Genomic DNA, 23786 nt, shown 5'->3' with positions numbered 1-23786 from the left:
CCGGGGGCGGCGGGGCCGGCCGCTAGAGGTCGTCCGCTGCGCCGAGGCCGGTCAGTGCGCCCACCGGGTCGAGGTCGGGGGTGCCTCTGGGCCACCAGTCGTCGTGGCCCGGCTCCGACTCGTAGGCGTACCAGAGGCCGTCGCGGCCGAAGCGGAGCTGGAGGTGGCCGCCGGGGTGCGTGAGGTGGTTGCGTGACGGCCGGAAGGCCGGGAGGTCGGCGGCGAGCAGCAGCGACCGGGCCCGGTCGAAACGGCCGGCCGGCGGGTCCCAGGGCTCTTCCAGTACGGCCAGTCCCTCCCTGCCGCCCTGGCGCCAGGCGGCGACCGCGCGCGCCAGGTCGCCCGGGGTGCGGCCGACGGCGTCCGCGAGCGTGGCGTAGAGGGCGCGGGTGGACGCGGTCAGGCCGGAACCGGGGCGGGCCGCGGCGAGTCGCACCGCGTCCTGCCAGAGGGTCAGTTCGCCGACCGGGTCGTGTCCGGTGGCGAGCAGGGCGTGGGCGCGGGCCGCCGCGTCGGTGGCCAGCTGGTCCAGCGCGAACGGGTCCGGGCCGCCGGGCACCCCCGGATACACCGGCGGCTGCTCGGGGTGGGCCGGAACCGACAACGGAGGTGGCAGCGGCGGGAGTTGACGCGGCAGGAGAGCCTCGGCCGCCCGGACTCCCGGCAGCGCCGCCGGCCGCCGCTCGCGGGCCGCGCGGGCGGCGTTGCGCCGGGACAGCGCGTCCAGCACCTCGCGCTCGCCACGGCCGCGGAGCAGGAGCAGCACGAACGGGTCGGCGTCCAGCAGCCGCGCGGTCTGGTAGCAGAGGGCAGCCGCGTGCTTGCACGGGTGCCCGAAGTCGGGGCAGCTGCACCGGGGTTCGAGCTCACCGGGCCCCGGCAGCAACGCGACCCCGCTGTCGGCGAGGGTCTGCGGCAACTCCTTGTCGAGCAGCGCCGCGATGTCGGCGGGCCGGTCGGCGGCGGCCGTCAGGAGCCGCTCCCACTCGTCCTCGCCGAAGGTCCGCAGCCGCACCTGCACGCGGTACGGGCGGGGCCGGCTCCCCTGCACGTACGCGAGGACCAGCCCGGGGGTCACGGTGATGGCGTCCACGTGCCCGCGCTCGGCGTAACCCCGCCCCCGCACCAGCCGCTTCACGTCCAGCGCGCCCTCTTCCAGCGCCCGCACCCAGGCATTGCCCCACCAGGTCTCGGCGAAGCCGGAGGCAGCGGCGGACGCATGGGAGGGGAGGGACGAGAGGGACGAGAGGGAGGGGAAGGTGCGGCGGAGTTCGGTGTCGCGGTGGGGGGTGGCCATGGTGCGCGGGAGGTGGGGCGTGGCGGTGGGTGCGGGGACGGGAGCGGGGACGGGAGCGGGAGCGGGGGGTTCCGGCTCCGGGCGGTCGGTGACGGTCTCGGGGGCGGGCTGGGGCTCGGAGGTTTCCGGCTCGGCCGCGTCGGTCGGCATCCGGAACGCGGTCGTCAGGAACTGCTTCAGGTCACGGGCGGTGCGACCGCGAGCCGCGGACGCCGGGGCCGGGGCCTGGGCGCGCGAGGTCGAGGGCGGGGGGAGCCGTCGTACCGCAGGGGCCGGGGACCGTTCCGAGGCCTCCGCCGCCGCGGCCTCCTCGGCCCGCCTCGCCTCCGCGCGCGCCGCCCGCAGCGCCGCCCGCGCGATGTCACCGGGACGGCCGCCCGAAGGTACGGCGGCACCGGCACCGGTACTGATGCTGGTGCTGGTGCCAGCCTCCTCGGCGTGCTCGGGCCGGTCCTGAACGGCGTCCAGCTCGTCCCCGTCCCCTTCCTGGTCCTCGTCCCCGTCCCCGTCCTGGTCCTCGGGCTCGGTCTGCCGCTGCTCCGCCTCCTTCGCGGCGGCGGCAGCCCGCAGCGCCAGGCGGGCGGCGTCCCCCGGCCTCGGGGCCCGTTCCTCACGCTCCCCCGAAAGCGTCGGACCCTCGTCGACCCCGCCCTCCGGCCCGCGCCCCCGCGCCGCCCGCAACGCGCGCCGTGCCGCGTCCCCGGGTCGCTGCTCGCCCGCGCCGGTCATGACGACGTCCTCCGCAACGACACCAGGTCGGACAGCTCGCGGTCCGTCAGCTCGGTCAGGGCGGCCTCGCCGGAGCCGAGGATGGCGTCGGCGAGGGCCCGCTTCGCCTCCAGCATCTCCGCGATGCGGTCCTCGACGGTGCCCTCGGTGACCAGGCGGTGCACCTGGACCGGCTGGGTCTGGCCGATGCGGTACGCGCGGTCGGTGGCCTGTTCCTCCACCGCCGGGTTCCACCAGCGGTCGAAGTGGACGACGTGACCGGCCCGGGTGAGGTTGAGGCCGGTGCCCGCGGCCTTCAGGGAGAGCACGAGGACCGGGGTCGCGCCGGCCTGGAAGCGGTCCACCATGCGCTCCCGCTCCGGCACCGGGGTGCCGCCGTGCAGCAGGTCGACCGGGACCGCGCGGGCCTGGAGGTGCGCGGTGATCATGCGGGCCATGCCGACGTACTGCGTGAAGACGAGCACCGAGCCGTCCTCGGCGAGCACGGTGTCCAACAGCTCGTCGAGCAGGGTGAGTTTGCCGGAGCGGGCGGCCAGGCCCTCGGCGCGGGACTCCTCCTTCAGGTACAGCCCGGGGTGGTCGCAGATCTGCTTGAGGGCGCCGAGGAGCTTGAGCACCAGGCCGCGGCGGGCGATGCCGTCCGCCGTCTCGATGGCGAGCAGCGACTCGCGCACCACCGCCTCGTAGAGCGCGGCCTGCTCGCGGGTGAGCGGGACCGGGTGGTCGGTCTCGGTCTTGGGCGGGAGTTCGGGGACGATCCCGGGGTCGGACTTCTTGCGGCGCAGCAGGAACGGGCGGACCAGGCGGGCCAGCCGGTCCACCGCCTGCTCGTCCTCACCGTTCTCGACGGCGCGCGCGTGCCGGGCGCGGAAGGACTTGAGGGGGCCGAGGAGTCCGGGGGTGGTCCAGTCGAGGAGGGCCCAGAGCTCGGAGAGGTTGTTCTCCACGGGGGTGCCGGTGAGGGCCACGCGCGCCGGGGTCGGGATGGTGCGCAGGGCTTTCGCGGTGGCCGAGTAGGGGTTCTTGACGTGCTGTGCCTCGTCGGCGACGACCATGCCCCAGGGCTGTTCGGCAAGGGTGGTGGCGGTGGCGCGCATGGTGCCGTACGTGGTGAGGACGAAACCGCCGGCGAGGCCGTCCAGGGTGCGGTCGGGGCCGTGGAAGCGGCGGACCGGGACGCCGGGCGCGAAGCGGGCGATCTCCCGCTGCCAGTTGCCGAGCAGCGAGGCCGGGCAGACCACCAGGGTCGGCTCGGTCCGGGCCCGCTTCAGGTGCAGGGCGATGACGGTGATCGTCTTGCCGAGGCCCATGTCGTCGGCGAGGCAGCCGCCGAGGCCGAGGGAGGTCATCAGGTCGAGCCAGGCCAGACCCCGGAGCTGGTAGTCGCGCAGGGTGGCCCGCAGACCGGGGGGCGGGTCGGCCGGGCGGATGCCGGCGGTGAGGCGGTCGCGCAGGGCCGCGAGGAGGCCGACGGGGACGGCCTCGACGGTCTCGCCGTCCACCTCGGCCTCCCCGGTGAGCGCGACGGAGAGCGCGTCGACCGGGTCGAGCAGGCCCAGTTCGCGCCTGCGCGCCTTGCGGACCAGGGCCGGGTCGACGAGGACCCAGCGGTCCCGCAGCCGTACGACCGGGCGGTGGGCCTCGGCTAGGGCGTCCATCTCGGCGTCGCTGAGCGGATCGCCGCCGAGCGCCAACTGCCAGCGGAACTGGAGCAGTTCCTCGCTCTCGAAGAAGCCGGTGCCGTCGGTGGCCGAGCCGGGGGCGGGCCGGACCACGGCCGCCGCGGTCAGGTCCTGGGCCAGGTCCCGGGGCCAGTGCACGGCGACCCCGGCCGCCGCGAGCCGGGTCGCCGCCACCCCGAGCAACTGCCCCAGCTCCTCTTCGGAGAGCGCGAGCACGTCCGGCACGTCCTGCTCGGCGAGGCGGTCCAGCGGTGGCCACACCCGCGCGGCCCGGCGCACGGCCAGCGCGGCGTCCACGCGCGCGCGGGGACCGAAGGCCGCGTCGGAGGCCCCCGACCACAGTGCCGCCGCGTCGGTCACCAGGGTGGGGTCGGCGAGGCTGTGCACCTGGACGATCGCCGCGCCCGCGCGCTGCGCGCCCTCGCCGTCGTCGAACAGGTCGTACGCCGACAGGTCCAGGCGCAGCGAGATCCGCACCCCCGCGTCCATGCCGGCCGCGACCTCCGCGGCCCACTCCTGGGCGTCGGGCAGCCGCTGGGCCTCGCGGGCGGCGAAGGGCCTGCCCGCGGTGTGCGGGGCGGCCGGGGTGCGGGGCAGGGTGTCGGCCACCGCGTCCAGGAAGGAACGGACCAGCGCCTCCGGCTGGGGCAGCAGGAGCGGGCCGGGGCCGGGCAGCGGGACGGCGTGTCCCTCGACGGGCAGGGCGGCGGCCACCGCGCGCAGGTGGGCGATGTCGGCGGGCTCCAGGGGGCCCGCCCGCCAGGCGTCGTGTCCTCCCGGGGTGAGGCCGGGCAGCAGACGGCCCCGGGCGGCGAGCCGCAGCGCGTGCAGGGCGGCGGCTCCCCAGCAGGCGGTGGCGGGGTGGGCGGCGGGGTCGCGGCGGGCCCGGACGAGCAGCGGGAGGGCGGCGGCGAGCGGCAGGGTGAGCGCGGGCACCTGCCGGCGGCGGATCCCGGTGGCGCCGTGCCGTCGTACGACCGTCAGCTCCGCGGTCGCGGTCGCGGTGGCGGGCAGCGGGGCTCCCTCGGGGTCCCAGAAGGCGACGCGGCCCTGGCGGGGAAGGGCGGCGGGCAGGTAGACCGCCGCCAGGCGCACCGGTACGTCCGTGTCGGCCTCGGCCGTCGTGCCGCTCATACGTTCTGTCACCTCCCGCCCGCCTGTCGGATCAGACGTCTTCGACTGTACGGGCGGGGTCTGACAATCGGTCGCGGCGGCCTGCCGGTGGGGCGCGGGCGCCGCTACGGCACGGTGCGGGAGACGACGTAGATCATCGGGTAGTTCGGGTCGGCCGTGTTCACGACCACGTCCTGGGTGGGCGCCGGGTTCTTCTGCTTGTGCGTCAGGCCCGACCAGGGTCCGGGGCCGGTGAACTCCCAGCCGGTGATCTTCCGGTCGCGGGCGCCGATGCTGATGTCGTCCTTCTTGAGCGCGTCCCGGTTGACGCCCATGCCCTCCAGGAAGCTGTCCAGTCCGGCGCTGTTGGTGCGGAACTGGACGTAGAGACGGCTGGTCTTCCAGTTGTTCGTCTCGTAGTACGCGATCCGGTCGGCCGGGTGTGGGACCGGCACCTGGTACAGGCGCCGCTGCACCTTCGAGGGCCAGCCCTCGGAGAGGCCGGTCGCCGAGTACTTGGACTCCTTGTCCTTGCCGCTGTTGCGGCTCTGGTTGGCGGAGATCACCAGATAGCCGGCCGGTACGCCGATGAGCAGCACGATGATCAGCAGCGTCAGCGCCCTCCGCTTGGCCTTGTGCCCCGGGGTCTCCGGCCGGCGCTGCGGCTCCTCGGGGGACGCGGCCTGGCGGGGCAGCGAAGCGGTCATGCGGTGTCCCGGGTGCGGCGGGCCTCCGCGTACCGCTCGTAGCGCTCGTACCGTTCCACCCGGCGCCGGTTGGCGCGCCGGAACCGGCGGGCGACGAGCCGGGCGAGGTCGGCGGCGCCGACCATGCCGGCCTCGGGGCCCAGCTGAGCGCGGGCGATCCGGGCCTCGGGGCGGTAGCCGCGGCCGGTGAGCTGGCGCTTGAACGCGTCGCGCGCGGGGCCGATGAGCAGGTCGTCGGCGGCGCTGACGCCACCGCCGATCACGAAGCAGGAGGGGTCGAGGGCGGCGGCGAGGTTGGCGATGCCGACGCCGAGCCACTGGCCGATGTCCTGGAGCAGCTCGATGCACATCGCGTCGCCCTCGCGGGCCAGCTCGGTGATCATCGGGCCGGTGATCTCGTTGATGTTGCCCTTGACGTGCTCGATGATCCCGTACGCCACCGGGGAGTCGGCGGCGGCCAGCTCCTTGGCCTCGCGGACCAGCGCGTTGCCCGAGCTGTACTGCTCCCAGCAGCCGCGGTTGCCGCACGGGCAGCGGTGGCCGCCGGGCACGACCTGCATGTGGCCGAACTCACCGGCGACGCCGTACTTGCCGCGCTTGACCTGGCCGTCCTCCAGGATCGCGCCGCCGATGCCGGTGCCGAGCGTGATCATGACCAGGTGGTCCTCGCCGCGGCCGGCGCCGAACCGCCACTCCGCCCAGGCGGCGGCGTTGGCGTCGTTGTCGACCAGGACGGGGACCGCCAGGCGGCCGGCGAGGCGGTCGCGCAGCGGCTCGTTGCGCCAGGACAGGTGCGGGGCGAACAGGACGCGGTTGCGGTCGGCGTCGACCCAGCCGGCGGCGCCGATGCCCACGGCGTGCACGTCGTGCCGGTCGGACAGGTCCAGGACCAGTTCGACGATGGTGTCCTCGACGACCTTCGGGCTCTTGGACTTGTCCGGGGTCTCCGTGCGGAGCTTCTCCAGGATGTTGCCGTCGGCGTCCACGACGCCCGCCATGACCTTGGTGCCGCCGATGTCGATGCCGACCGTGGGCACGCGGGGAGCGGTCAGGTGGGACCGGCGCTCCCGGGTGCCGACGGTGCGCAGGACCGGGGCTCGGCGGGAGCCGATGGGGGCGGTGAGGTCGCGGTAGGTGCTCATCGGGCTCGATTCTGCCGTACGCGTGCGCGCGGTGCCGTTCGGGGGAGATAAGGAACGGGACGGCACCGTTGCCGGGTGCGGGTGCGTGGGGGCTGGTCGCGCCCACGCGGCGGAGCCGCACATGTCACAGCCCCGCGCCCCTGAAGGGGCGCTGCGGTGCCCCTCCTCGACCCGCATGGTCACCTTGTCCGGACATTAGAACCAGAGCGTCGGAGTGTTCAGGACCGCACGAGCAGCTGGAACTCGAAGGAGTAGCGGGTCGGGCGGTAGATGTGGTCGCCGAACTCGACGGCGCGGCCGGTGTCGTCGTACGTGGTGCGCTGCATGGTGAGCAGCGGGGCGCCCTCCGGCTCGGTGAGCCGGTCCGCCTCGGCGGTCGTGGCGGCGCGCGCGCCGATGGACTGGCGGGCGCTGTGCAGGGTGATCCCGGCGGTCCGCATGAGGCGGTACAGGCCGGTGGCCTCCAGCTGGGCGGTGTCCAGGTCGAGCAGGCCGGGGGGCAGGTAGTTGGTCAGGTACGCCATGGGCTCGCCATGGGCCAGCCGCAGCCGTTCGACGCGGTGCACCTCGGTGCCCTCGGCGACCCCGAGCGCCGCGGCGACCTCGGCGGACGCCTGTACGACGGTGTTGACCAGGACGTTCGTCGCGGGGCGCTGGCCGGCCGACTCCAGGTCGTCGTAGAGGCTGCTCAGCTCCAGCGGGCGCTTGACCTGGCTGTGCACGACCTGGGTGCCGACACCCCGGCGGCGGACGAGCAGACCCTTGTCCACCAGGGACTGGATGGCCTGGCGGACGGTCGGGCGGGACAGGCCGAGCCGTGCGGCGAGTTCGATCTCGTTGCCCAGCAGGCTGCCGGGGGTGAGCGAGCCGTGCTCGATGGCCGCCTCCAGCTGCTGGGCGAGCTGGAAGTACAACGGCACCGGGGAGCTCCGGTCCACGCGGAGGTCGAGCGTCACGGTCGGGTCCACATCTGGTTTCGGCACGGGGCCGAGCGTATCCCCGTGACGGGTTGACGGGAAGTTGTGTAGTTCGATTGTCCGGACATACGGATTGACAGCGCCCGGGGTGCACCAGCACCTTGTTCCCATGCGCATCGGGGTCATCGGGACGGGCCGCATCGGCACCATTCACGCGAACACGCTCAGTCGTCACCGCGAGGTCGGATCGCTGATCCTCACGGACGTGAATCCCCAGCGGGCCCAGGATCTGGCGCACCGGCTCGGGGAGACGGCGGCGCCCGGGACGGACGAGATCTTCACGTGGGGCGTGGACGCCGTGGTGATCACCGCCGCCACCTCCGCCCACGCCGACCTGATCGGCCGCGCCGCGCGCTCCGGGCTGCCGGTCTTCTGCGAGAAGCCGATCGCCCTCGACCTGCCGGGCACGCTCCAGGCCCTGGCGGAGGTGGAGAAGGCCGGCACGGTCCTGCAGATGGGCTTCCAGCGGCGCTTCGACAAGGGGTACGCCGGTGCGCGGGAGGCGGTGCGCTCGGGCCGCCTCGGGCGGCTGCACACCGTACGGGCGCTGACCTCCGACCAGTCCCCGCCCCCGCCGGAGTGGCTGCCGCTGTCCGGCGGGCTGTTCCGGGACACCCTGATCCACGACTTCGACGTGCTGCGCTGGGTGACCGGCCGCGAGGTGGTGGACGTGTACGCGACCGGCTCGGACGCGGGGCCCGCGATGTTCCGCGAGGCCGGTGACGTCGACACGGCGGCGGCGGTGCTCACCCTGGACGACGGCACACTGGCCACGGCGACGGCGACCCGGCTGAACGGCGCCGGATACGACGTGCGGATGGAGCTGGCCGGGGAGCGGGACACCGTGGTGGTCGGCCTGGACGACCGTACGCCGGTGGCCTCGACCGAGCCGACCGGGCCGCCGCCCGCGGACAAGCCGTGGCCCGGTTTCCTGGAGCGGTTCGGGCCCGCCTACGAGGCCGAGCTGTGCGCCTTCGTCGACGTGGTGCGGGGTCAGCTGGCCAACCCCTGCGACGGGCGCGAGGCGCTCCAGGCGCTGCGGATCGCGGAGGCCTGCGAGATCTCCCGGCACGAGCGCAGACCGGTGGCGCTCGCGGAGGTCCCGGGCAGCCTGGCCTGACCGGCGACGACCACTGCCCGACGACGGCTACCAGCGCACCGGGAGGCTGCGCATCCCTCTCATCAGGGTGCCCGGCAGCCACTCGCCGTGCGGGCCGTCCAGGGCGAGGTCCGGGGCGCGCTCCAGGAGGGTGCGCAGGGCGATGCGGCCCTCCAGTCGGGCCAGGGGTGCGCCCAGGCAGTAGTGGATGCCGTGGCCGAAGGCGAGGTGGCCGCGGTGGTCGCGGCGGATGTCGAACCGGCCGGGCTCGGGATAGCGGTCCGCGTCGCGGTCGGCACCGGCGAGGCTGATCATCACGGGGTCGCCACGGCCGATGGCGGTGCCGGCGATCTCCAGGGGCTCGGCGGCGTACCGGTACGTGGCGTTCTCCACCGGGCCCTCCCAGCGCAGGGTCTCCTCGACCGCGCCGTCCAGGAGGCTCGTGTCGGCGCGCAGCGCGGCCAGTTGGCCGGGGTGGGTGAGCAGGGCGAGGACGCCGTTGCCGATGAGGTTGACGGTGGTCTCGTGGCCGGCGATCAGCAGCACGAACGCCATGCCGCGCAGTTCAGCGGCGGAGAGCCGGTCGCCGTCCTCGGCGGTGGTGCGGATCAGGTCGCTGAGCAGGTCACCGCTCGGGCCCGTGCACCGCTTGTCCTCGATGAGCTCGGCGAGGTACTCGGCGAGCGCGGCGAAGGCGTCGTACTCGCTGCCCGGGTGGCTGGACGCGACCACCTCGTTGGACAGCTTCCGGAACCGCGCGCGGTCCAGCTCGGGGACGCCGAGCAGTTCGCTGATCACCGTGATCGGCAGCGGGTAGGCGAGGGCGTCGATGAGGTCGGCGCGGCCACGCGGGAGCATCTCGTCGAGCAGGTGGTCGGTGATCTCCTGGATCCTCGGCTCCAGTGCGGCCACCCGGCGGGCGGTGAACGCGCGGGTGATCAGGCCGCGCAGCCTGGTGTGCTGGGGCGGGTCGGCGAGCAGCAGGTACTTGCCGATCAGCTCCTCGTCGAGGAACTTGAAGCCGATCTTCTCGGTGTCCTTGGCCAGCCTCGGGTCGGCCAGCGCCGCGCGCGCCTCCTCGTACCCGACGACCAGCCAGGTCTCGTGGTACTGGTCGGGTAGCGGCCACCGCACCCGGTGCACCGGGCCGCGCTCGCGCAGCCGCGCGTACACCGTGTGCGGGTCCGTGCGCAGTCCGTCGCCGTACTCGCCGAGGTCGGTCACCTGCATGCTCTGCTCCCCCTTCAGGAGGTCCCCCGAGGCCGTCCCGTACCCGGAGAACGCACGGGAGGCCCCACAGGTGCCCCCAGCGGCCCCCTATTCCTCCAGCAGTCCCGCGTCGTAGGCCAGCAGGGCGATCTGGACGCGGTTGTTGAGGCCGAGCTTGGCCAGGATGCGGGAGACGTGGGTCTTGACGGTGGCGACGCTCATGAAGAGGCCGGTGGCGATCTCGGCGTTGGCGAGGCCCCGGCCGACCGCGACGGCGACCTCGCGCTCGCGGTCGTTGAGGGCGGTGAGCCGGTCACGCGCGCGTGCCTGCCGGGTGTCGGCCCGCGCGCCGGCCGCGTGCGCCATCAGCTGCCGGGTGACGGCGGGCGACAGCACGGGGTCGCCGGCCGCTACCCTGCGTACCGCGGCCACGATCTCGGCGGGCGGGGTGTCCTTGAGGACGAACCCGGCGGCTCCGGCGCGCAGGGCGTGCAGCACCTGTGCGTCGGCGTGGAAGGTGGTCAGGACGACGACCTGCGGGGCGTCGGCACGCGCGCGCAGCCGCTCGGTGGCGGTGAGTCCGTCCACGGACGGCATCCGGATGTCCATCAGGACGACGTCCGGGTGGGTGCGGTCCACGAGCGCCTCGACCTCGTCGCCGTCGGCGCCCTCCCCGACGATCTCGATGTCCTCCGCTCCGCCCATCATGAGCGCGAGCCCCGCCCGCACCAGCGGGTCGTCGTCGACGAGCAGCAGTCTGATCGCGGTCATGGCTCCTACGTAATCACGCGGGTACGGCATCACGTGGCCGGTCGCCCGGTCGTCACTCGGCGGGAGCGGCGGCGGGGGCTGCGGCGGCCCAGGGCAGCCAGGCCCGCACCTCGAAGCCGCCGTCGCCGACGGCCCGGTGGTCCAGCCGTCCCCCGGCCAGCGTGGCGCGTTCGGCCAGGCCGATCAGGCCCTGGCCGGAGCCGGGGACGTGCGGGGCCTCGGTCGCGGGGGCGGGGTTGTGCACGGTGATGTCCAGGCCGTCGCCCGGAGCGCCGGTGACGCGGACGGTGACCTCGGCGCCCGGGGCGTGCTTGCGGGCGTTGGTGAGCCCCTCCTGCGCGATCCGGTAGGCGGTACGGCCGACGGAGGCGGGGACGGCGGCCGGGTCGCCGACGTGGTTGTCCAGCACCACGGTCATGCCGGCTCCCCGTGATTCGGCGACCAGGGAGTCCAGGGCGGCGAGCGTCGGCTGCGGCCGGCCGCCCGCCTCGTCGCCGTCGGCGGCGCGCAGCACGCCGATGATCTCGCGCAGGTCCTGGAGGGCCTCGTGGGCGCTCTCCCGGATGATCCCGGCCGCCCGGACGATCTCCTCCCGGGGTGCGTCGGGCCGGAACTCCAGCGCCCCGGCGTGCACGCTGAGCAGGGTCAGCCGGTGGGCGAGCACGTCGTGCATCTCGCGGGCGATGGCCTCCCGGGCCAGCCGCTGGGCCCGCTCGGCGCGCAGCCCGGCCTCGGTCTCGGCCCGCCCGGCCCGGTCGCGCAGGCTGACCATGAGCTGCCGCTTGGAGCGCACGAACATGCCGAGGCTGACGACCAGGAGGCTGAAGAGCACGACCAGGATGACGACGGCCAGGTAGGGCAGGTCGGGGTCGGGGCGCAGCCAGTAGAAGAGCGGAACCAGCGCGAGGTTGACGCCGGCGATCCAGGCGACGTGCCGGAACGGGCGGTGCACGGCGAGCGTGAACAGCGCGACCATGGCGGCGCCGCCCGCGGTGTCGGAGACGAAGCCGACCGGGACCATGGCGACGGCCAGGCCCGTCGGCCAGCGGCGGCGCAGCCAGACCGCGGCACAGGCCAGACCGCCGACCAGCTGGTCGGCGACGGCGAGGCCGTGCGAGACGTTCGGGTCCTGGCGCATGGTGTTGGCGGCGGCCACGCCGAGGAGGACGGCCAGCAGGAAGCAGCTGAAGTCGACGAGCCAGTCGCGCGCGGTGCGCCGGGGCCGACGGCCGGCCGGACCGGCGTCGGGGTCGAGTTCATGGATCACGGCGGAGGGGAACAGCCACCGCCGCCCCTCGAACGTCCGTATAGAGATGTCACCGCTCACGGTCGACAAATCTACGCAGGACCGGTCCGGGACACCTACTCGGGCACGGGATCGTCGACCAAAGTTGGGCCCGTGTGGACTTTCGGTGTGCCACGCGCGCGTGCGGAGGGTCTTCCAGCGGCCACGGCCCGCCCCACGGCCGATGGCGCGGCGGGAGGCGGCGGGGCGAGGGTCGTACCGTGAAACAGGTGCTGGAACTGCTCGGATTCGTCGCCCTCGTGCAGGGTGTGCTGGGGCTGCTGCACGAGTTCACCCACTGGCACGTGGGCCTCCTGCAACGGCTCGGCTTCCTCGACGGCTACGGCGTCTACGCGAGCGTCGCGCTGATCGTGCTGGCGTGCGCGCTGTTCGCCGCCGCGGGGAGCCGGAGGTCCGGTCAGGGGTGACCCGGACCGCAATATATGCACGTGCCGATAGGCAGCGGAAATAAAATACCCGCGCATGCAATTATGACTCCCGTGCCGCGCGCACCGGCCGTACCCGACGGCCCCGGCGCATGGCACCGGCCCACAGACCTGCCAAGGAGTCGCGCGTTGAACCCGCTCTTCACCCCCTTCGACCTCAAGTCGCTGTCGATCCCCAACCGCATCTGGATGGCGGCGATGTGCCAGTACAGCGCCGAGCCCGCCGGTGCGGCGGCCGGCGTCCCGACGGACTGGCACTTCACCCACCTGGCCGCGCGCGCCGCCGGCGGCACCGGCCTGATCATCACCGAGGCCGCGGCCGTCAGCCCCGAGGGCCGGATCTCCCCCTACGACCTCGGCATCTGGAACGACGAGCAGGTCGCCGCCTTCCGGCGCATCACCGCCTTCCTGAAGTCGCAGGGCACGGTCCCCGGCGTCCAGCTGGCGCACGCGGGGCGCAAGGCGTCGACCGAGCGCACCTGGGTCGACCGCGGGCGTCCGATCGCCCCGGACGAGCCCCACGGCTGGACGCCGGTGGGCCCCAGCGCGGTGGCCTTCGACGGGACGTCGACGGTGCCCGAGGAACTGACCACGGACGGCATCCGCGAGATCGTCCGGCAGTTCGCCGACGCCGCCGTCCGCGCCCTCGCGGCCGGTTTCCAGATCGCCGAGATCCACGGTGCCCACGGCTACCTGATCCACCAGTTCCTCTCCCCGCAGAGCAACCGCCGCACCGACGAGTACGGCGGCTCCTTCGAGGGCCGGACCCGCTTCGCCCTGGAGGTCGTCGACGCCGTACGCGCCGTGTGGCCCGAGGAGCTGCCGGTGTTCTTCCGGATCTCCGCGACCGACTGGCTGTCGGAGAACCCCGAGGACGGCCGGACGGGCTGGACCGCCGACGACACCGTCCGCTTCGCCGGGGAGCTGCAGGCGCACGGCGTCGACCTGATGGACATCTCCTCCGGCGGCATCGTCCCCGACGCGAAGATCACGAGTGGCCCCGGCTACCAGGTCCCGTTCGCCGACCGCGTCCGCAACGAGACCGGCATGCCCGTCGCCGCCGTCGGCATGATCACCGAGCCCGCGCAGGCCGACGAGATCATCGCCTCCGGCAGCGCCGACGCGGTGCTGCTGGCCCGGGAACTCCTGCGCAACCCCTACTGGGCGCGGCACGCCGCCGACCGGCTCGGGGGCAGTGTCGGCACGCCCGTCCAGTACCACCGGGCCTGACACCGGTCGCCCGCCCGGGTGTCCGGCCGGACACTGGACAGGTGAGTGTGCCGCTCGCGGCTTCGCCGTTCCCGGTCGTGAAACGCAACGTCGTGAACCGCAACGTCGTGAACCGCAGCGCAGTGAACCGCGCCGTCGTGAACCGCAGTCGGACCGCCCGGCCCCGGGGCACCGCCGGGGCCGTGCCGCCACGCCCGTGGAAGACGGCCGGCCGGCCGGAAGCGATGCGATCGACATGATCGTCGCGATGACCTGTGCCGTGCTCGCCGCCGCCAGCAACGCATGGGGCACGGTGCTGCAGCGACGGGCCGCCACGAGCACGCCCGAAGCGCACTCCCCCCTCGGTCTCGTCGGGAGCCTGCTGCGCAGTCCCGTCTGGCTCGGCGGCATTCTCGGAGTCGTCGGCGCGGCTCTGTTCCAGGCGCTCGCGCTCGACTTCGGGAGCCTGGCCGCCGTCCAGCCGGTCTTCATCCTCGAACTGCCGCTCGCGCTGCTCTTCGGCAGCCTCGTGTTCCGGGTCCGGGTGTCCCGCAAGGCGTGGGGGTGCGTCGCCGCCATCTTCGCGGGGCTGGCGATCAGCCTCTTCTCGGCCGCTCCCTCCGGTGGCCGCGAACAGGTCCCCGGCATGTGGTGGGCGCCCACGATCGCCGTGCTGGGCGCGACCGTGGCCGCACTCGTCCTCGTCGGCCTGCGACGCCCGCACGGCCTGGCGCGCGCCGCCGGCCTGGCCGCGGCAGCCGCCGTCGGCAACGCGCTGACGGCGGCCCTGGTCAAATCCGCGATGCACATCCTGTCCCGGCACGGAGCCACCGCGTTCTTCCTCGCGTGGCAGACCTACGGCTTCGCGCTCGTCGGCTCGTTCTCCATCATCCTGCTCGGCTACGCCATGCAGGGAGGCCCCCTCATCGCCTCCCAGCCGGCGCTCACCCTCGGCGATGCCGTGGTCAGCTTCTGCCTCGGCATCACCCTGTACGCGGAGTCGCCGCGCCACGGCATGTGGCTCGTGCCGGCCCTCTTCGGGGTCGCCCTGCTCTCGTACGGCGTCGTCACGCTCTCCCGCACCCGCTGCCTGGCGAAGTGCGTCGACCGGGACACGGCGGAGGAGGAACACCGGGCGGGACGTCCGGCGGCGACGGCGATGTAGCCGGGGCCCGGACGCGAACGTCACCGGGCGAGGGGCGACGCCGGCCACGAGCAGGCGGGGCCCCGTCCCGCGGTCGCCAACGTGGGGGGAGACGACCGCGGGGCGAGGCCCCTGGCAGGGGCCGGAAGCCCGGGCGAACGTGAACCGGGCCTCCGGCGGGTCGCGCCGTTCCTCAGCGGACCGTGATCTCTCCGGCCTGCCGGCTCAAGCGGGGAAGCAGCTCAGCAGTCGAAGTCGATCAGGTCGAAGGTGACGTAGTGGTCCGCCGTGTAGTAGTCCTCCTGGTACTCCTCGCCGGTCACGATGCGCCGTGCACCGCGCGTGGAGGAACCGGGCGTCTTCACGGTGTACTCGTGGTAGTAGCCGCTGGGCTCGCTCGGCAGCACGCCCTCCTGGTTGCGGAAGACCGTCCCGTCCTGCGAGTACGGGAACGGACCGCCCGACGCGATCAGGTCGAGCGTGTCGTACGCCTGCGACGGCAGGTCGCTGTAGCAGATACTGCCGACCGAGGTGGCAGCGGCGTCCGCCGTGACGGCGGAGACGGTGCCGCCCACGAGGAGGGCGGACAGCAGGGCGCCGGCGGCGCCGATGCGGGTGATTCGTGGGGGGAATCTCATGGCTCCATGATGACGCGCGTAGAGTGTGGCATGTCAATGACAAGTTCGAAGAATTTGCCGCCAAGTCCCGCGAGTTTTCAGGGAGTTAACTTGGGCGGCTGCGCGGCTAGGCGTTCTGCTCCGCGATGTACGAGCCGTAGTCGGGGCGGCCCGCGGTGTCGTACGACTGGATGGAGACGCCCGCCCTGGTGATCCGCCCGCCGGTGTGCCGGAACTTCGTGGGCAGGGCGCCTTCCTGGAAGAACCGGCGGCCGGAGCCGAGTACGACCGGGAAGGTCACGAGGTGCAGGGTGTCGACGAGGCCGAGGTCGAGCAGCGAGCGGACCAGGGCGCCGCTGCCGTGCACCTGGAGCTCGCCGTCGGTGCGCTCCCTGAGGGCGGTGACCTCCTTGACGAGGTCGCCGGCGAGGACCGTGGTGCCGGACCAGGCCGGGTCGGTCAGGGTCGCGGACGGGACGTACTTCGGGAGGGCGTTGAGCCTGGCCGCGATCGGGTTGCCGGGGTCGGTGATCTTCGGCCAGTAGGCGGCGAAGATGTCGTACGTACGGCGGCCGAGCAGGAAGGCGCCGGCCCGCTCGAAGACCTCGGCGACGAACCGGCCGAAGTCCTCGTCGCCGTAGGTGAAGCTCCAGCCGCCGTGGGCGAAGCCCCCGCGGGGGTCCTCCTCGGGGCCGCCGGGCGCCTGGTAGACGCCGTCGAGGGTGACGAACATGGTGGAGACGAGCTTGCCCATGGCGGTGCCTGCTTCCCGGGGGTACGGTCCGTTGTCGTCAGCTCAGACCCCCGCGGCGCCGGCAACTCATCGGTCGGCCGGTCTCCGGTGTGCCCTCACCCCGCGTGCGTCGAGAACAGTCCGCCGGTCGGGCCCTGCTTGTCGCCGCCCTGGGCCTTCTTCAGCGCGTTGGCGAGGCTCTCGATGGTGAGGGACTGCAGGATCACCCGGCCGTTGCCCTCCAGGGTGGCCAGGGAGAGGCCCTCGCCACCGAAGACGGCGTTCATGAGGCCCTGGCGGTTGAGGCCGCCGACGCGCTGGACGCCGTACTGGATGCCCTCCTCGAAGGCGACGACGCAGCCCGTGTCGACCTCGATACGGCCGCCGAAGTCGGCGGGGTTGAGGTCGATGAAGTTGCCCGCGCCGGCGATGATCACCGTGCCGTGGCCGGTGAACTTCTCCAGGATGAAGCCCTCGCCGCCGCTCATGCCGGTACGGCCGCCGGCGAAGGCGATGCCGAACTCGACGGTGGACTCGGCCGCGACGAAGGCGTCCTTCTCGGCGAACCACGCGCGCGTGCCGTTCAGCTCCAGGGCGCGCATCTCGCCCGGGAGCACGCCCGCGAAGCCGACGGTGCCCTCGCCGCCCTGGGAGGTGAAGTACTGGAACGCCAGCGACTCGCCGGCGAGCATGCGCTGGCCGACCTGCATGGCGGTGCCCATGGCCTGGCGGAGCATGCCGCCCATGCCGCCGCCACCGCCGCCCTGCTGCTGGCCGCCGCCGTTCGGGCCGCTGAGCCGGGTCTCCATGGTCACGTTCGTCGTCTTGAACAGGAACTTGCCGGCCTCGCAGTACACGGTCTGGCCGGGGTGCAGGTTCACGACCGCCATCTGCATGGCATTGCCGACGATTTCTTGCTGAAGGGTCACGGCAGAAGAACGTAGCCGACGGCCTCACGGTTCCCCTCGCCCGCCCACCGGCCCGGCCACCCGCTTCGTCGCTTTTCGAGTTCGCTGTGTGAGAAGGCGAGTCGGGTGAGTGGGTGGGCCAGGACGGGTCAGGACAGTTCGCGGTGCCTCGTGGTCAGGGCTGCTGCTCCCGCCTCCGTCGGTGTGCCGAACATCCGCAGGCGGGAGATTCCGCCGTCCGGGAAGATGTCCACGCGTGCGTGCGTGCCGACCGCGGGGGTCGGCAGGACGAAGCGGTGGTTCGTGTCCGGCTGGAGGCGGGTGCGCGGGAGGATCTCCGTCCAGGTGCCGTCCTCGCCGTCCTTGACCGACACCGACGCCCAGCCCGCGCTGTTGCCCTTCAGGTACGCCGTGTCGATCTCGACCGACCGGATCTGGGACTGGGCGGCGAGCCGGTAGCGGATCCAGTCGTTGCCCTGGTCGCGGCGCCGGCGCGTCTCCCAGCCGTCGTCCATCTTGCGGGAGCGGCCCGGCTGGATGGTGTTGGTGGCCGGCGAGTAGAAGAGGTTCGAGGCGTCCTCGACCCGGCCGCCGTTCTCCAGCGCGACCACGTCGAAGGTGCCGAGCACCGCGAGCCACTCGGGGTCGGGCACGACCTCGCCGTACACGCGCAGGCGTGCGATGCCGCCGTCGGGGTGCTGGTTGACGCGGAGGTGGGTGAAGCGCTGCTCGACGGAGACGGCGAAGCCGTTCGCCGCGTGGCCGCCGACGGGTGTGCGGGGGACGAGGGTCGTCCACTTCACGTCGTCGCCGAGGAGCTCCTCGGGGGACGGCGAGCCGGCGACCGACGTGCCCTCGACCGAGACCGCCTGCGGGTAGTTGCCGCGGAAGTGGGCCGTGTCGACGACGATCCCGCGGACCACGCCGGCCGCGCCGAGCCGGACCAGCGCCCAGTCGTGGTCCTCGGCGGTGGGCCAGGGGTGGCCGGCCGAGGCCCCGCGGCGCCGGCGCGTCTCCCAGCCGTCCATGATCTTGCCCTTGTGCCCGAAGTGCTCGGGGTCGAACTCGGCCCGCCCGGGCACCAGCAGGTTCTCCCGCTGGGCGAAGAACTCGTCGTTGGCGGCGACGACCCCGGCGCCGAGCTGCCGGCCGGCGAGGTCGGCGTACTGGGTGAAGGGGAAGTCCGCGGTGCGGTAGTCCGCGTACGGGTCGCCGCCGGAGTAGGGGTGCGCGTCGCCGGTGAAGCTCGGGATCGCCGTCAAAGGTGTTCCTTTCGGTGTCGGCCGCTGCGGGTGCGGGAGGAGCGGGCGGTCAGGGGGTACGAGTGAGGAGGCGGGCCCGCGGGGGCGTGAACTCGCCGTCCGCGACGATGCGTTCGCCGCGCAGCCAGGTGGAGCGCACCACCCCGTACAGGGTCTTGCCCGCGTACGCGGTGACCCGGTTGCGGTGTTGCAGGCCCGCCGGGTCCACGGTGAAGGTCTCGTCGGGCGCGAGGACGGCGAAGTCGGCGTCCCGGCCCGCCGCGATGGCGCCCTTGCGGTCGTCGAGGCCGACCAGCGCTGCCGTGCGGGCCGACATCCAGCGGACCACGTCCTCCAGACCGTGGCCGCGCCTGCGGGCCTCCGTCCACACCGCGGCGAGGCTGAGCTGGAGGCCGGAGATGCCGCCCCAGGCGGTCGCGAAGTCGCTGGTCTTCAGGTCGGCGGTGGAGGGCGAGTGGTCGGTGACAATGCAGTCGACAGTGCCGTCGGCCAGTGCCTGCCAGAGCAGGTCCTGGTTGGCCGCCTCGCGGATGGGCGGGCAGCACTTGAACTCGCTGGCGCCGTCCGGGACCTCCTCGGCGGTGAAGGTGAGGTAGTGCGGGCAGGTCTCGACGGTGAGGCGGACGCCGTCCGCCTTGGCCGCCGCGATCAGCGGCAGCGCGTCGGACGAGGACAGGTGCAGGACGTGCACGCGCGCGTGCAGCCGTTTCGCCTGGGCGATCAGCTGGGCGATCGCCGTGTCCTCCGCGTCGCGCGGGCGGGAGGCGAGGAAGTCGGCGTACCTGGGGCCGCCGTGCTGCGGGGCGGCCTCCAGGTGGTGCGGGTCCTCGGCGTGCACGATCAGCAGGCCGTCGAAGGAGGCGATCTCAGCCAGCGACCGGGCCAGCTGCTCCTGGTCGAGGTGCGGGAACTCGTCCACGCCGGACGGCGACAGGAACGCCTTGAAGCCGAAGACCCCGGCCTCGTGCAGCGGGCGCAGGTCCTTGACGTTGTCGGGCAGCGCGCCGCCCCAGAAGCCCACGTCGATGTGTGCCTTGTCGGCGGCGACCTGCCGTTTGACGCGGAGGTTCTCGACCGTCGTGGTCGGCGGGAGGGAGTTGAGCGGCATGTCGACCAGGGTGGTGATGCCGCCGGCCGCCGCCGCGCGGGTGGCGGTCCAGAAGCCCTCCCACTCGGTGCGGCCCGGGTCGTTCACATGCACATGGGTGTCGACCAGGCCGGGCAGCAGGACGTCGTCGCCGAAGTCCTCCAGGCGGGCGCCCGCCGGGACGGGGGCGTCGTGGGGCAGTACGGCCGTGATCGTCCCGGCGGACACGGCGACCGAGGCGGCCCGTGTCCCCTCCGGGGTGATGACGCGCGTCGAGCGCAGCACCAGTTCAGCGTCGGACACCCGGACCCCTCTCTCTGCCGCCGTTTTACTTCCGCGAAACGGGATTTACACCCACGCAACGGAATTCAACGTTCTGTTGAAGGAGTCTTCACTCCCGCCTCCGCGCCGTCAAGGGCACACTGCTCGCCAGGGCCCCACGGACGCCACACTCTGGACGTTTCCACAGAGCGGAATTACAATTCCGGTGAGCAGAACGTAGCCACCTACGACCGGGGCGTCAACCGACCGCCGGGTAGGCTTCAGCCCTTCCCGCCCGTGCGAAAGGAACGCGCCGTGCCGACGTCCAGCGCCAGCACCACCGACTCCGCCAAGTCAGGCGGCGGCGTCCAGTCCCTCGAGCGCGCCTTCGATCTGCTGGAGCGGATGGCGGACGCGGGCGGCGAGGTGGGCCTCAGCGAGCTGTCCGCGAGCAGCGGGCTGCCGTTGCCGACGATCCACCGGCTGATGCGGACGCTGGTCGCCTGCGGCTATGTGCGCCAGCAGCCGAACCGCCGGTACGCGCTCGGCCCCCGGCTGATCCGGCTCGGCGAGTCGGCGTCCCGGCTGCTCGGCACCTGGGCGCGGCCGTACCTGGCGCGGCTGGTGGAGGAGACCGGGGAGACGGCGAACATGGCGCTGCTCGACGGGGACGAGATCGTGTACGTGGCGCAGGTGCCGTCGAAGCACTCGATGAGGATGTTCACCGAGGTGGGGCGGCGGGTGCTGCCGCACTCCACGGGGGTGGGGAAGGCGTTGCTGGCGAACGTGCCGGATGCCGAGGTGCGGGCGCTGCTGGGGCGGACGGGGATGCCGGCGGCGACCGAGAAGACGATCACCACTCCGGAGGGTTTCCTGGCCGCCCTGGCGGAGGTGCGGCAGCTCGGGTACGCCGTGGACGACAACGAGCAGGAGGTGGGGGTGCGGTGCCTGGCGGTGTCCGTGCCGGACTCGCCGACGGCGGCGGCCATTTCGATCTCCGGGCCCGCGGGACGGGTGACGGAGGCGGCGGTCGAGACGATCGTGCCGGTGCTGCAGCAGGTGGCTGTGGAGTTGTCCCGGGCGTTGGCGAGTTCGGGCGCCTGAGGGGCAGGGACCGCTTCACCGTCGGCGGGTGCGGGCCGTGTGTGGCTGGTCGCGCAGTTCCCCGCACCCCTTCGGGGCGCTCAAGCTCGGGGCGGTCAGGTTCGGAGCGGTCAGGTTCGGGGGGTTTGGCCGAAGAGGTCGACTGCCTGGCGTACGTCCGACAGGCCTCGCGACAGGGCGCTCATCGAGCCGATGGCTCCTGCGATCAGTAACAGGGAGCGGCGCAGCCGGGGGATCTCCGGGATGCCGCCCGTCGCCATCGCCGCCAGGGCCGCCAGCTCGTCCTCGGCTATCGCGCGGTCCGGGAACTCGGCCGGATGTGCGGCCAGTTCGCGGCGCAGCCGGGAGACCGCCGTGCGTAGTTCCGTCACTCTCGGATCCTCGTCACTGCCGGTCACTGGCCTCTGTCCCAAGCTCCGCAACACAGCTCTCCCCCCCTCGCCAGGTGCCCCTGAACGGTGGTCGGGCGCCCGGGGACGCGGGTCAGTAAACGCCCTCTCCCACGGGAAGCGCTACAGCGCGGACCGAATTTCAGCCCTGGGGAACCGGCCGCCCACCCCGGTGTCGGGTATGCAGGACCCATGACGGACACGCACGACCGGATCGCGGGGCTGCTGCTGGCCGCCGGCGCCGGCAGACGGCTCGGCGGCCGGCCCAAGGCGCTGCTGACGCATCGGGGACGGCCGCTGGTGGAGTACGCGGTCGGGGTGCTGCGCGCGGGCGGCTGCGGGCCGGTGCACGTGGTCCTGGGGGCCCGCGCGGACGACGTGCGGGAGCGGGCCGAGCTCGGCGGCTGCGTGGTCGTGGAGAACCCGGACTGGGCCGAGGGCATGGGGTCCTCGCTGCGGGTGGGGCTGGAGTCGCTCGCCGGGGCGGGCGTGCGGGCCGCCCTGGTGTCGCTGGTGGACCAGCCGGGGATCGGGGGCGCGGCCGTGGCCCGGGTGCTCGGCGGCTGCCGGGACGAGAACTCCCTGGTGTCGGCGGCCTACGAGGGGGTGCGCGGGCATCCCGTGCTGTTCGGCTCGGCGCACTGGGCGGGCATCGCGGCGAGCGCGACCGGGGACCGGGGCGCCCGCGCGTACCTCAAGGCCCACGAGGAGGCGATCACGCTCGTCGAGTGCGGGGACGTGGCCGAGCCGTACGACATCGACACGGAAGCGGATCTGGGCCACCTTGAGTGAACGGAGTGGCACTGAGCGCCACCTTCGCTCGACCCGAAGAATCTCGACGTCAACAAACCATTGAACTTCCACAATGAGGAAACTAGTATCCACTGTTCAGAAGCGCTCGACCCCCGATCGGGTCCGCTTCGCTCTACCCGGAACGCCTGGCACCCGGTGCCACCGCTGAAGGAAGTGACAGCTCATGTCCGCACCAGCGCCGTCTCCGTCGGCCGTCGTCGTCGACGCCGAGCCCCTGCCCCGGCAGGAGGAGGTCCTCACCGACGCGGCGCTCGCCTTCGTGGCCGAGCTGCACCGGCGGTTCTCGCCGCGCCGCGCCGAACTCCTCGCCCGCCGTGCCGAGCGCCGCGCCGAGATCGCCCGCACCTCGACCCTGGACTTCCTCCCGGAGACCGCCGCGGTCCGCGCGGACGACTCCTGGCGGGTGGCCCCCTCCCCCGCGGCGCTGAACGACCGCCGGGTCGAGATCACCGGTCCCACCGACCGCAAGATGACCGTCAACGCCCTCAACTCGGGCGCCCGGATCTGGCTCGCCGACTTCGAGGACGCCTCGGCCCCGACCTGGGAGAACGTCGTCCTGGGCCAGCTGAACCTGATCGACGCCTACCGCCGGAACATCGACTTCACGGACCCGGCGAACGGCAAGTCGTACGCCCTGCGCCCGGACGGGGAACTGGCGACCGTCGTCATGCGACCGCGCGGCTGGCACCTGAACGAGCGGCACGTCGTGGTCGACGGCGAGCAGGTGCCCGGCGCCTTCGTCGACTTCGGGCTCTACTTCTTCCACAACGCGCAGCGCCTGCTCGACCTCGGCAAGGGACCGTACTTCTACCTCCCGAAGACCGAGTCGCACCTCGAAGCCCGGCTCTGGAACGACGTGTTCGTCTTCGCGCAGGACTACGTCGGCATCCCGCAGGGCACCGTCCGCGCCACCGTGCTGATCGAGACGATCACCGCCGCGTACGAGATGGAGGAGATCCTCTACGAACTCCGCGACCACGCCTCGGGGTTGAACGCGGGCCGCTGGGACTACCTCTTCTCCATCATCAAGAACTTCCGTGACGGCGGGCCCCGGTTCGTCCTCCCGGACCGCAACGCGGTCACCATGACGGCCCCGTTCATGCGGGCGTACACCGAACTCCTCGTCCGCACCTGCCACAAGCGCGGCGCGCACGCGATCGGCGGCATGGCGGCCTTCATCCCGTCCCGCCGGGACGCCGAGGTCAACAAGGTGGCCTTCGAGAAGGTGCGCGCCGACAAGGACCGCGAGGCGAACGACGGTTTCGACGGCTCCTGGGTCGCCCACCCGGACCTGGTCCCGATCGCCATGGAGTCCTTCGACCGGGTCCTCGGCGAGAAGCCGAACCAGAAGGACCGGCTGCGCGAGGACGTCCACGTCGAGGCCGCCGACCTGATCGCGGTCGACACGCTGGAGGCGAAGCCGACCTACCCCGGTCTGGTCAACGCCGTTCAGGTGGGCATCCGTTACATCGAGGCCTGGCTGCGCGGGCTCGGCGCGGTGGCCATCTTCAACCTCATGGAGGACGCGGCCACCGCGGAGATCTCGCGGTCGCAGATCTGGCAGTGGATCAACGCCGGTGTCGAGTTCGAGAACGGCGAGAAGGCCACGCCGGAGCTGGCCCGCAGGATCGCCGCCGAGGAACTCGACGCCATCCGCGCCGAGACCGGCGACGAGGCCTTCGCGGCCGGCCACTGGCAGCAGGCCCACGACCTGCTGCTCACCGTCTCCCTCGACGAGGACTACGCGGACTTCCTGACGCTGCCCGCGTACCAGCAGCTGCGCGGCTGACCCCGCCGGACAG

The 23786-nt window shown here is 73.2% G+C and carries 21 protein-coding genes; 7 read left to right on the top strand and 14 right to left on the bottom strand.

Annotated elements, in window-relative coordinates; all coding sequences use genetic code 11:
• Positions 1-22: 22 nt before the first annotated feature.
• The 5 genes from AB0D74_RS23150 to AB0D74_RS23130 form a co-directional block, all read right to left on the bottom strand.
• Positions 23-2026 (bottom strand): SWIM zinc finger family protein, encoded by a 2004-nt coding sequence (locus tag AB0D74_RS23150; RefSeq protein ID WP_362590018.1) that lies wholly within the window; start codon positions 2024-2026, stop codon positions 23-25.
• Positions 2023-4842: a DEAD/DEAH box helicase gene (locus AB0D74_RS23145; protein WP_362590015.1), complete on the bottom strand. Its 2820-nt coding sequence runs from the start codon at positions 4840-4842 to the stop codon at positions 2023-2025. The genes AB0D74_RS23150 and AB0D74_RS23145 overlap by 4 nt, the downstream gene beginning before the upstream one ends.
• Before the next feature lie 104 nt (positions 4843-4946).
• Positions 4947-5528, bottom strand: a complete 582-nt coding sequence (locus tag AB0D74_RS23140; RefSeq protein ID WP_362590012.1) for a sugar kinase — start codon at positions 5526-5528, stop codon at positions 4947-4949.
• Entirely contained in the window at positions 5525-6670 is a 1146-nt protein-coding gene (locus AB0D74_RS23135) for an ROK family glucokinase (protein ID WP_362590009.1), read from the bottom strand. The genes AB0D74_RS23140 and AB0D74_RS23135 overlap by 4 nt, the downstream gene beginning before the upstream one ends.
• A gap of 218 nt (positions 6671-6888) precedes the next feature.
• A complete protein-coding gene (locus AB0D74_RS23130; RefSeq protein WP_362590555.1) occupies positions 6889-7626 on the bottom strand; it encodes a GntR family transcriptional regulator in 738 nt (245 codons plus the stop codon).
• 130 nt (positions 7627-7756) lie between these two features.
• On the opposite strand from AB0D74_RS23130, the gene AB0D74_RS23125 reads away from it, so the two are divergent.
• Complete coding sequence (locus AB0D74_RS23125; RefSeq protein ID WP_362590006.1) at positions 7757-8767, top strand: Gfo/Idh/MocA family oxidoreductase; 1011 nt, start codon at positions 7757-7759, stop codon at positions 8765-8767.
• A gap of 27 nt (positions 8768-8794) precedes the next feature.
• On the opposite strand, the gene AB0D74_RS23120 is transcribed toward AB0D74_RS23125, so the two are convergent.
• The 3 genes from AB0D74_RS23120 to AB0D74_RS23110 form a co-directional block, all read right to left on the bottom strand.
• Positions 8795-9976, bottom strand: coding sequence for a cytochrome P450 (locus tag AB0D74_RS23120; RefSeq protein ID WP_362590004.1), 1182 nt, complete (start codon positions 9974-9976; stop codon positions 8795-8797).
• Between the two features lie 87 nt (positions 9977-10063).
• Positions 10064-10726 carry a response regulator transcription factor gene (locus AB0D74_RS23115; protein ID WP_362590001.1) on the bottom strand — a complete coding sequence of 221 codons (663 nt, stop codon included), beginning with the start codon at positions 10724-10726 and terminating at the stop codon, positions 10064-10066.
• Positions 10727-10778: 52 nt separating this feature from the next.
• On the bottom strand, positions 10779-12062 hold the full coding sequence (locus tag AB0D74_RS23110) for a histidine kinase (RefSeq protein ID WP_362589998.1): 1284 nt from the start codon (positions 12060-12062) through the stop codon (positions 10779-10781).
• Positions 12063-12232: 170 nt separating this feature from the next.
• Between AB0D74_RS23110 and AB0D74_RS23105 the strand changes: the two genes are divergently transcribed.
• From AB0D74_RS23105 to AB0D74_RS23095, 3 genes are all read left to right on the top strand, one after another.
• Positions 12233-12439, top strand: coding sequence for a hypothetical protein (locus tag AB0D74_RS23105; protein WP_362589995.1), 207 nt, complete (start codon positions 12233-12235; stop codon positions 12437-12439).
• Positions 12440-12586: 147 nt separating this feature from the next.
• Positions 12587-13687 carry an NADH:flavin oxidoreductase/NADH oxidase gene (locus AB0D74_RS23100; RefSeq protein WP_362589992.1) on the top strand — a complete coding sequence of 367 codons (1101 nt, stop codon included), beginning with the start codon at positions 12587-12589 and terminating at the stop codon, positions 13685-13687.
• Positions 13688-13934: 247 nt separating this feature from the next.
• Positions 13935-14831 carry a DMT family transporter gene (locus AB0D74_RS23095; protein WP_362589989.1) on the top strand — a complete coding sequence of 299 codons (897 nt, stop codon included), beginning with the start codon at positions 13935-13937 and terminating at the stop codon, positions 14829-14831.
• 221 nt (positions 14832-15052) lie between these two features.
• Here the strand turns inward: AB0D74_RS23095 and AB0D74_RS23090 are convergent, their stop codons facing one another.
• The 5 genes from AB0D74_RS23090 to allB form a co-directional block, all read right to left on the bottom strand.
• A complete protein-coding gene (locus tag AB0D74_RS23090) occupies positions 15053-15448 on the bottom strand; it encodes a ribonuclease domain-containing protein (RefSeq protein WP_362589986.1) in 396 nt (131 codons plus the stop codon).
• Positions 15449-15554: 106 nt separating this feature from the next.
• Positions 15555-16181, bottom strand: coding sequence for a dihydrofolate reductase family protein (locus AB0D74_RS23085; RefSeq protein WP_362589983.1), 627 nt, complete (start codon positions 16179-16181; stop codon positions 15555-15557).
• A 95-nt stretch (positions 16182-16276) separates the two neighbouring features.
• Positions 16277-17089, bottom strand: a complete 813-nt coding sequence (locus AB0D74_RS23080; protein WP_362589980.1) for an AIM24 family protein — start codon at positions 17087-17089, stop codon at positions 16277-16279.
• Between the two features lie 128 nt (positions 17090-17217).
• Positions 17218-18330 carry an allantoicase gene (alc, locus tag AB0D74_RS23075; RefSeq protein ID WP_362589978.1) on the bottom strand — a complete coding sequence of 371 codons (1113 nt, stop codon included), beginning with the start codon at positions 18328-18330 and terminating at the stop codon, positions 17218-17220.
• A 49-nt stretch (positions 18331-18379) separates the two neighbouring features.
• Complete coding sequence (gene allB / locus AB0D74_RS23070; RefSeq protein ID WP_362589975.1) at positions 18380-19720, bottom strand: allantoinase AllB; 1341 nt, start codon at positions 19718-19720, stop codon at positions 18380-18382.
• A 273-nt stretch (positions 19721-19993) separates the two neighbouring features.
• Between allB and AB0D74_RS23065 the strand changes: the two genes are divergently transcribed.
• The gene (locus tag AB0D74_RS23065) at positions 19994-20782 is read left to right on the top strand and encodes an IclR family transcriptional regulator (protein ID WP_362589973.1); all 789 of its coding nucleotides are present in this window, start codon (positions 19994-19996) and stop codon (positions 20780-20782) included.
• Positions 20783-20892: 110 nt separating this feature from the next.
• Here the strand turns inward: AB0D74_RS23065 and AB0D74_RS23060 are convergent, their stop codons facing one another.
• Positions 20893-21207, bottom strand: a complete 315-nt coding sequence (locus tag AB0D74_RS23060) for a DUF5955 family protein (RefSeq protein WP_362589970.1) — start codon at positions 21205-21207, stop codon at positions 20893-20895.
• A gap of 156 nt (positions 21208-21363) precedes the next feature.
• Between AB0D74_RS23060 and AB0D74_RS23055 the strand changes: the two genes are divergently transcribed.
• Both AB0D74_RS23055 and aceB read left to right on the top strand, forming a co-directional pair.
• On the top strand, positions 21364-21963 hold the full coding sequence (locus AB0D74_RS23055; protein ID WP_362589967.1) for a nucleotidyltransferase family protein: 600 nt from the start codon (positions 21364-21366) through the stop codon (positions 21961-21963).
• Between the two features lie 184 nt (positions 21964-22147).
• Positions 22148-23773, top strand: a complete 1626-nt coding sequence (aceB, locus tag AB0D74_RS23050; RefSeq protein WP_362589964.1) for a malate synthase A — start codon at positions 22148-22150, stop codon at positions 23771-23773.
• Positions 23774-23786: the final 13 nt, after the last annotated feature.

This window comes from Streptomyces sp. NPDC048278 (assembly GCF_040652195.1).
GTDB lineage: Bacteria > Actinomycetota > Actinomycetes > Streptomycetales > Streptomycetaceae > Streptomyces.
This window is presented reverse-complemented; position numbering and strand designations above follow the sequence as displayed.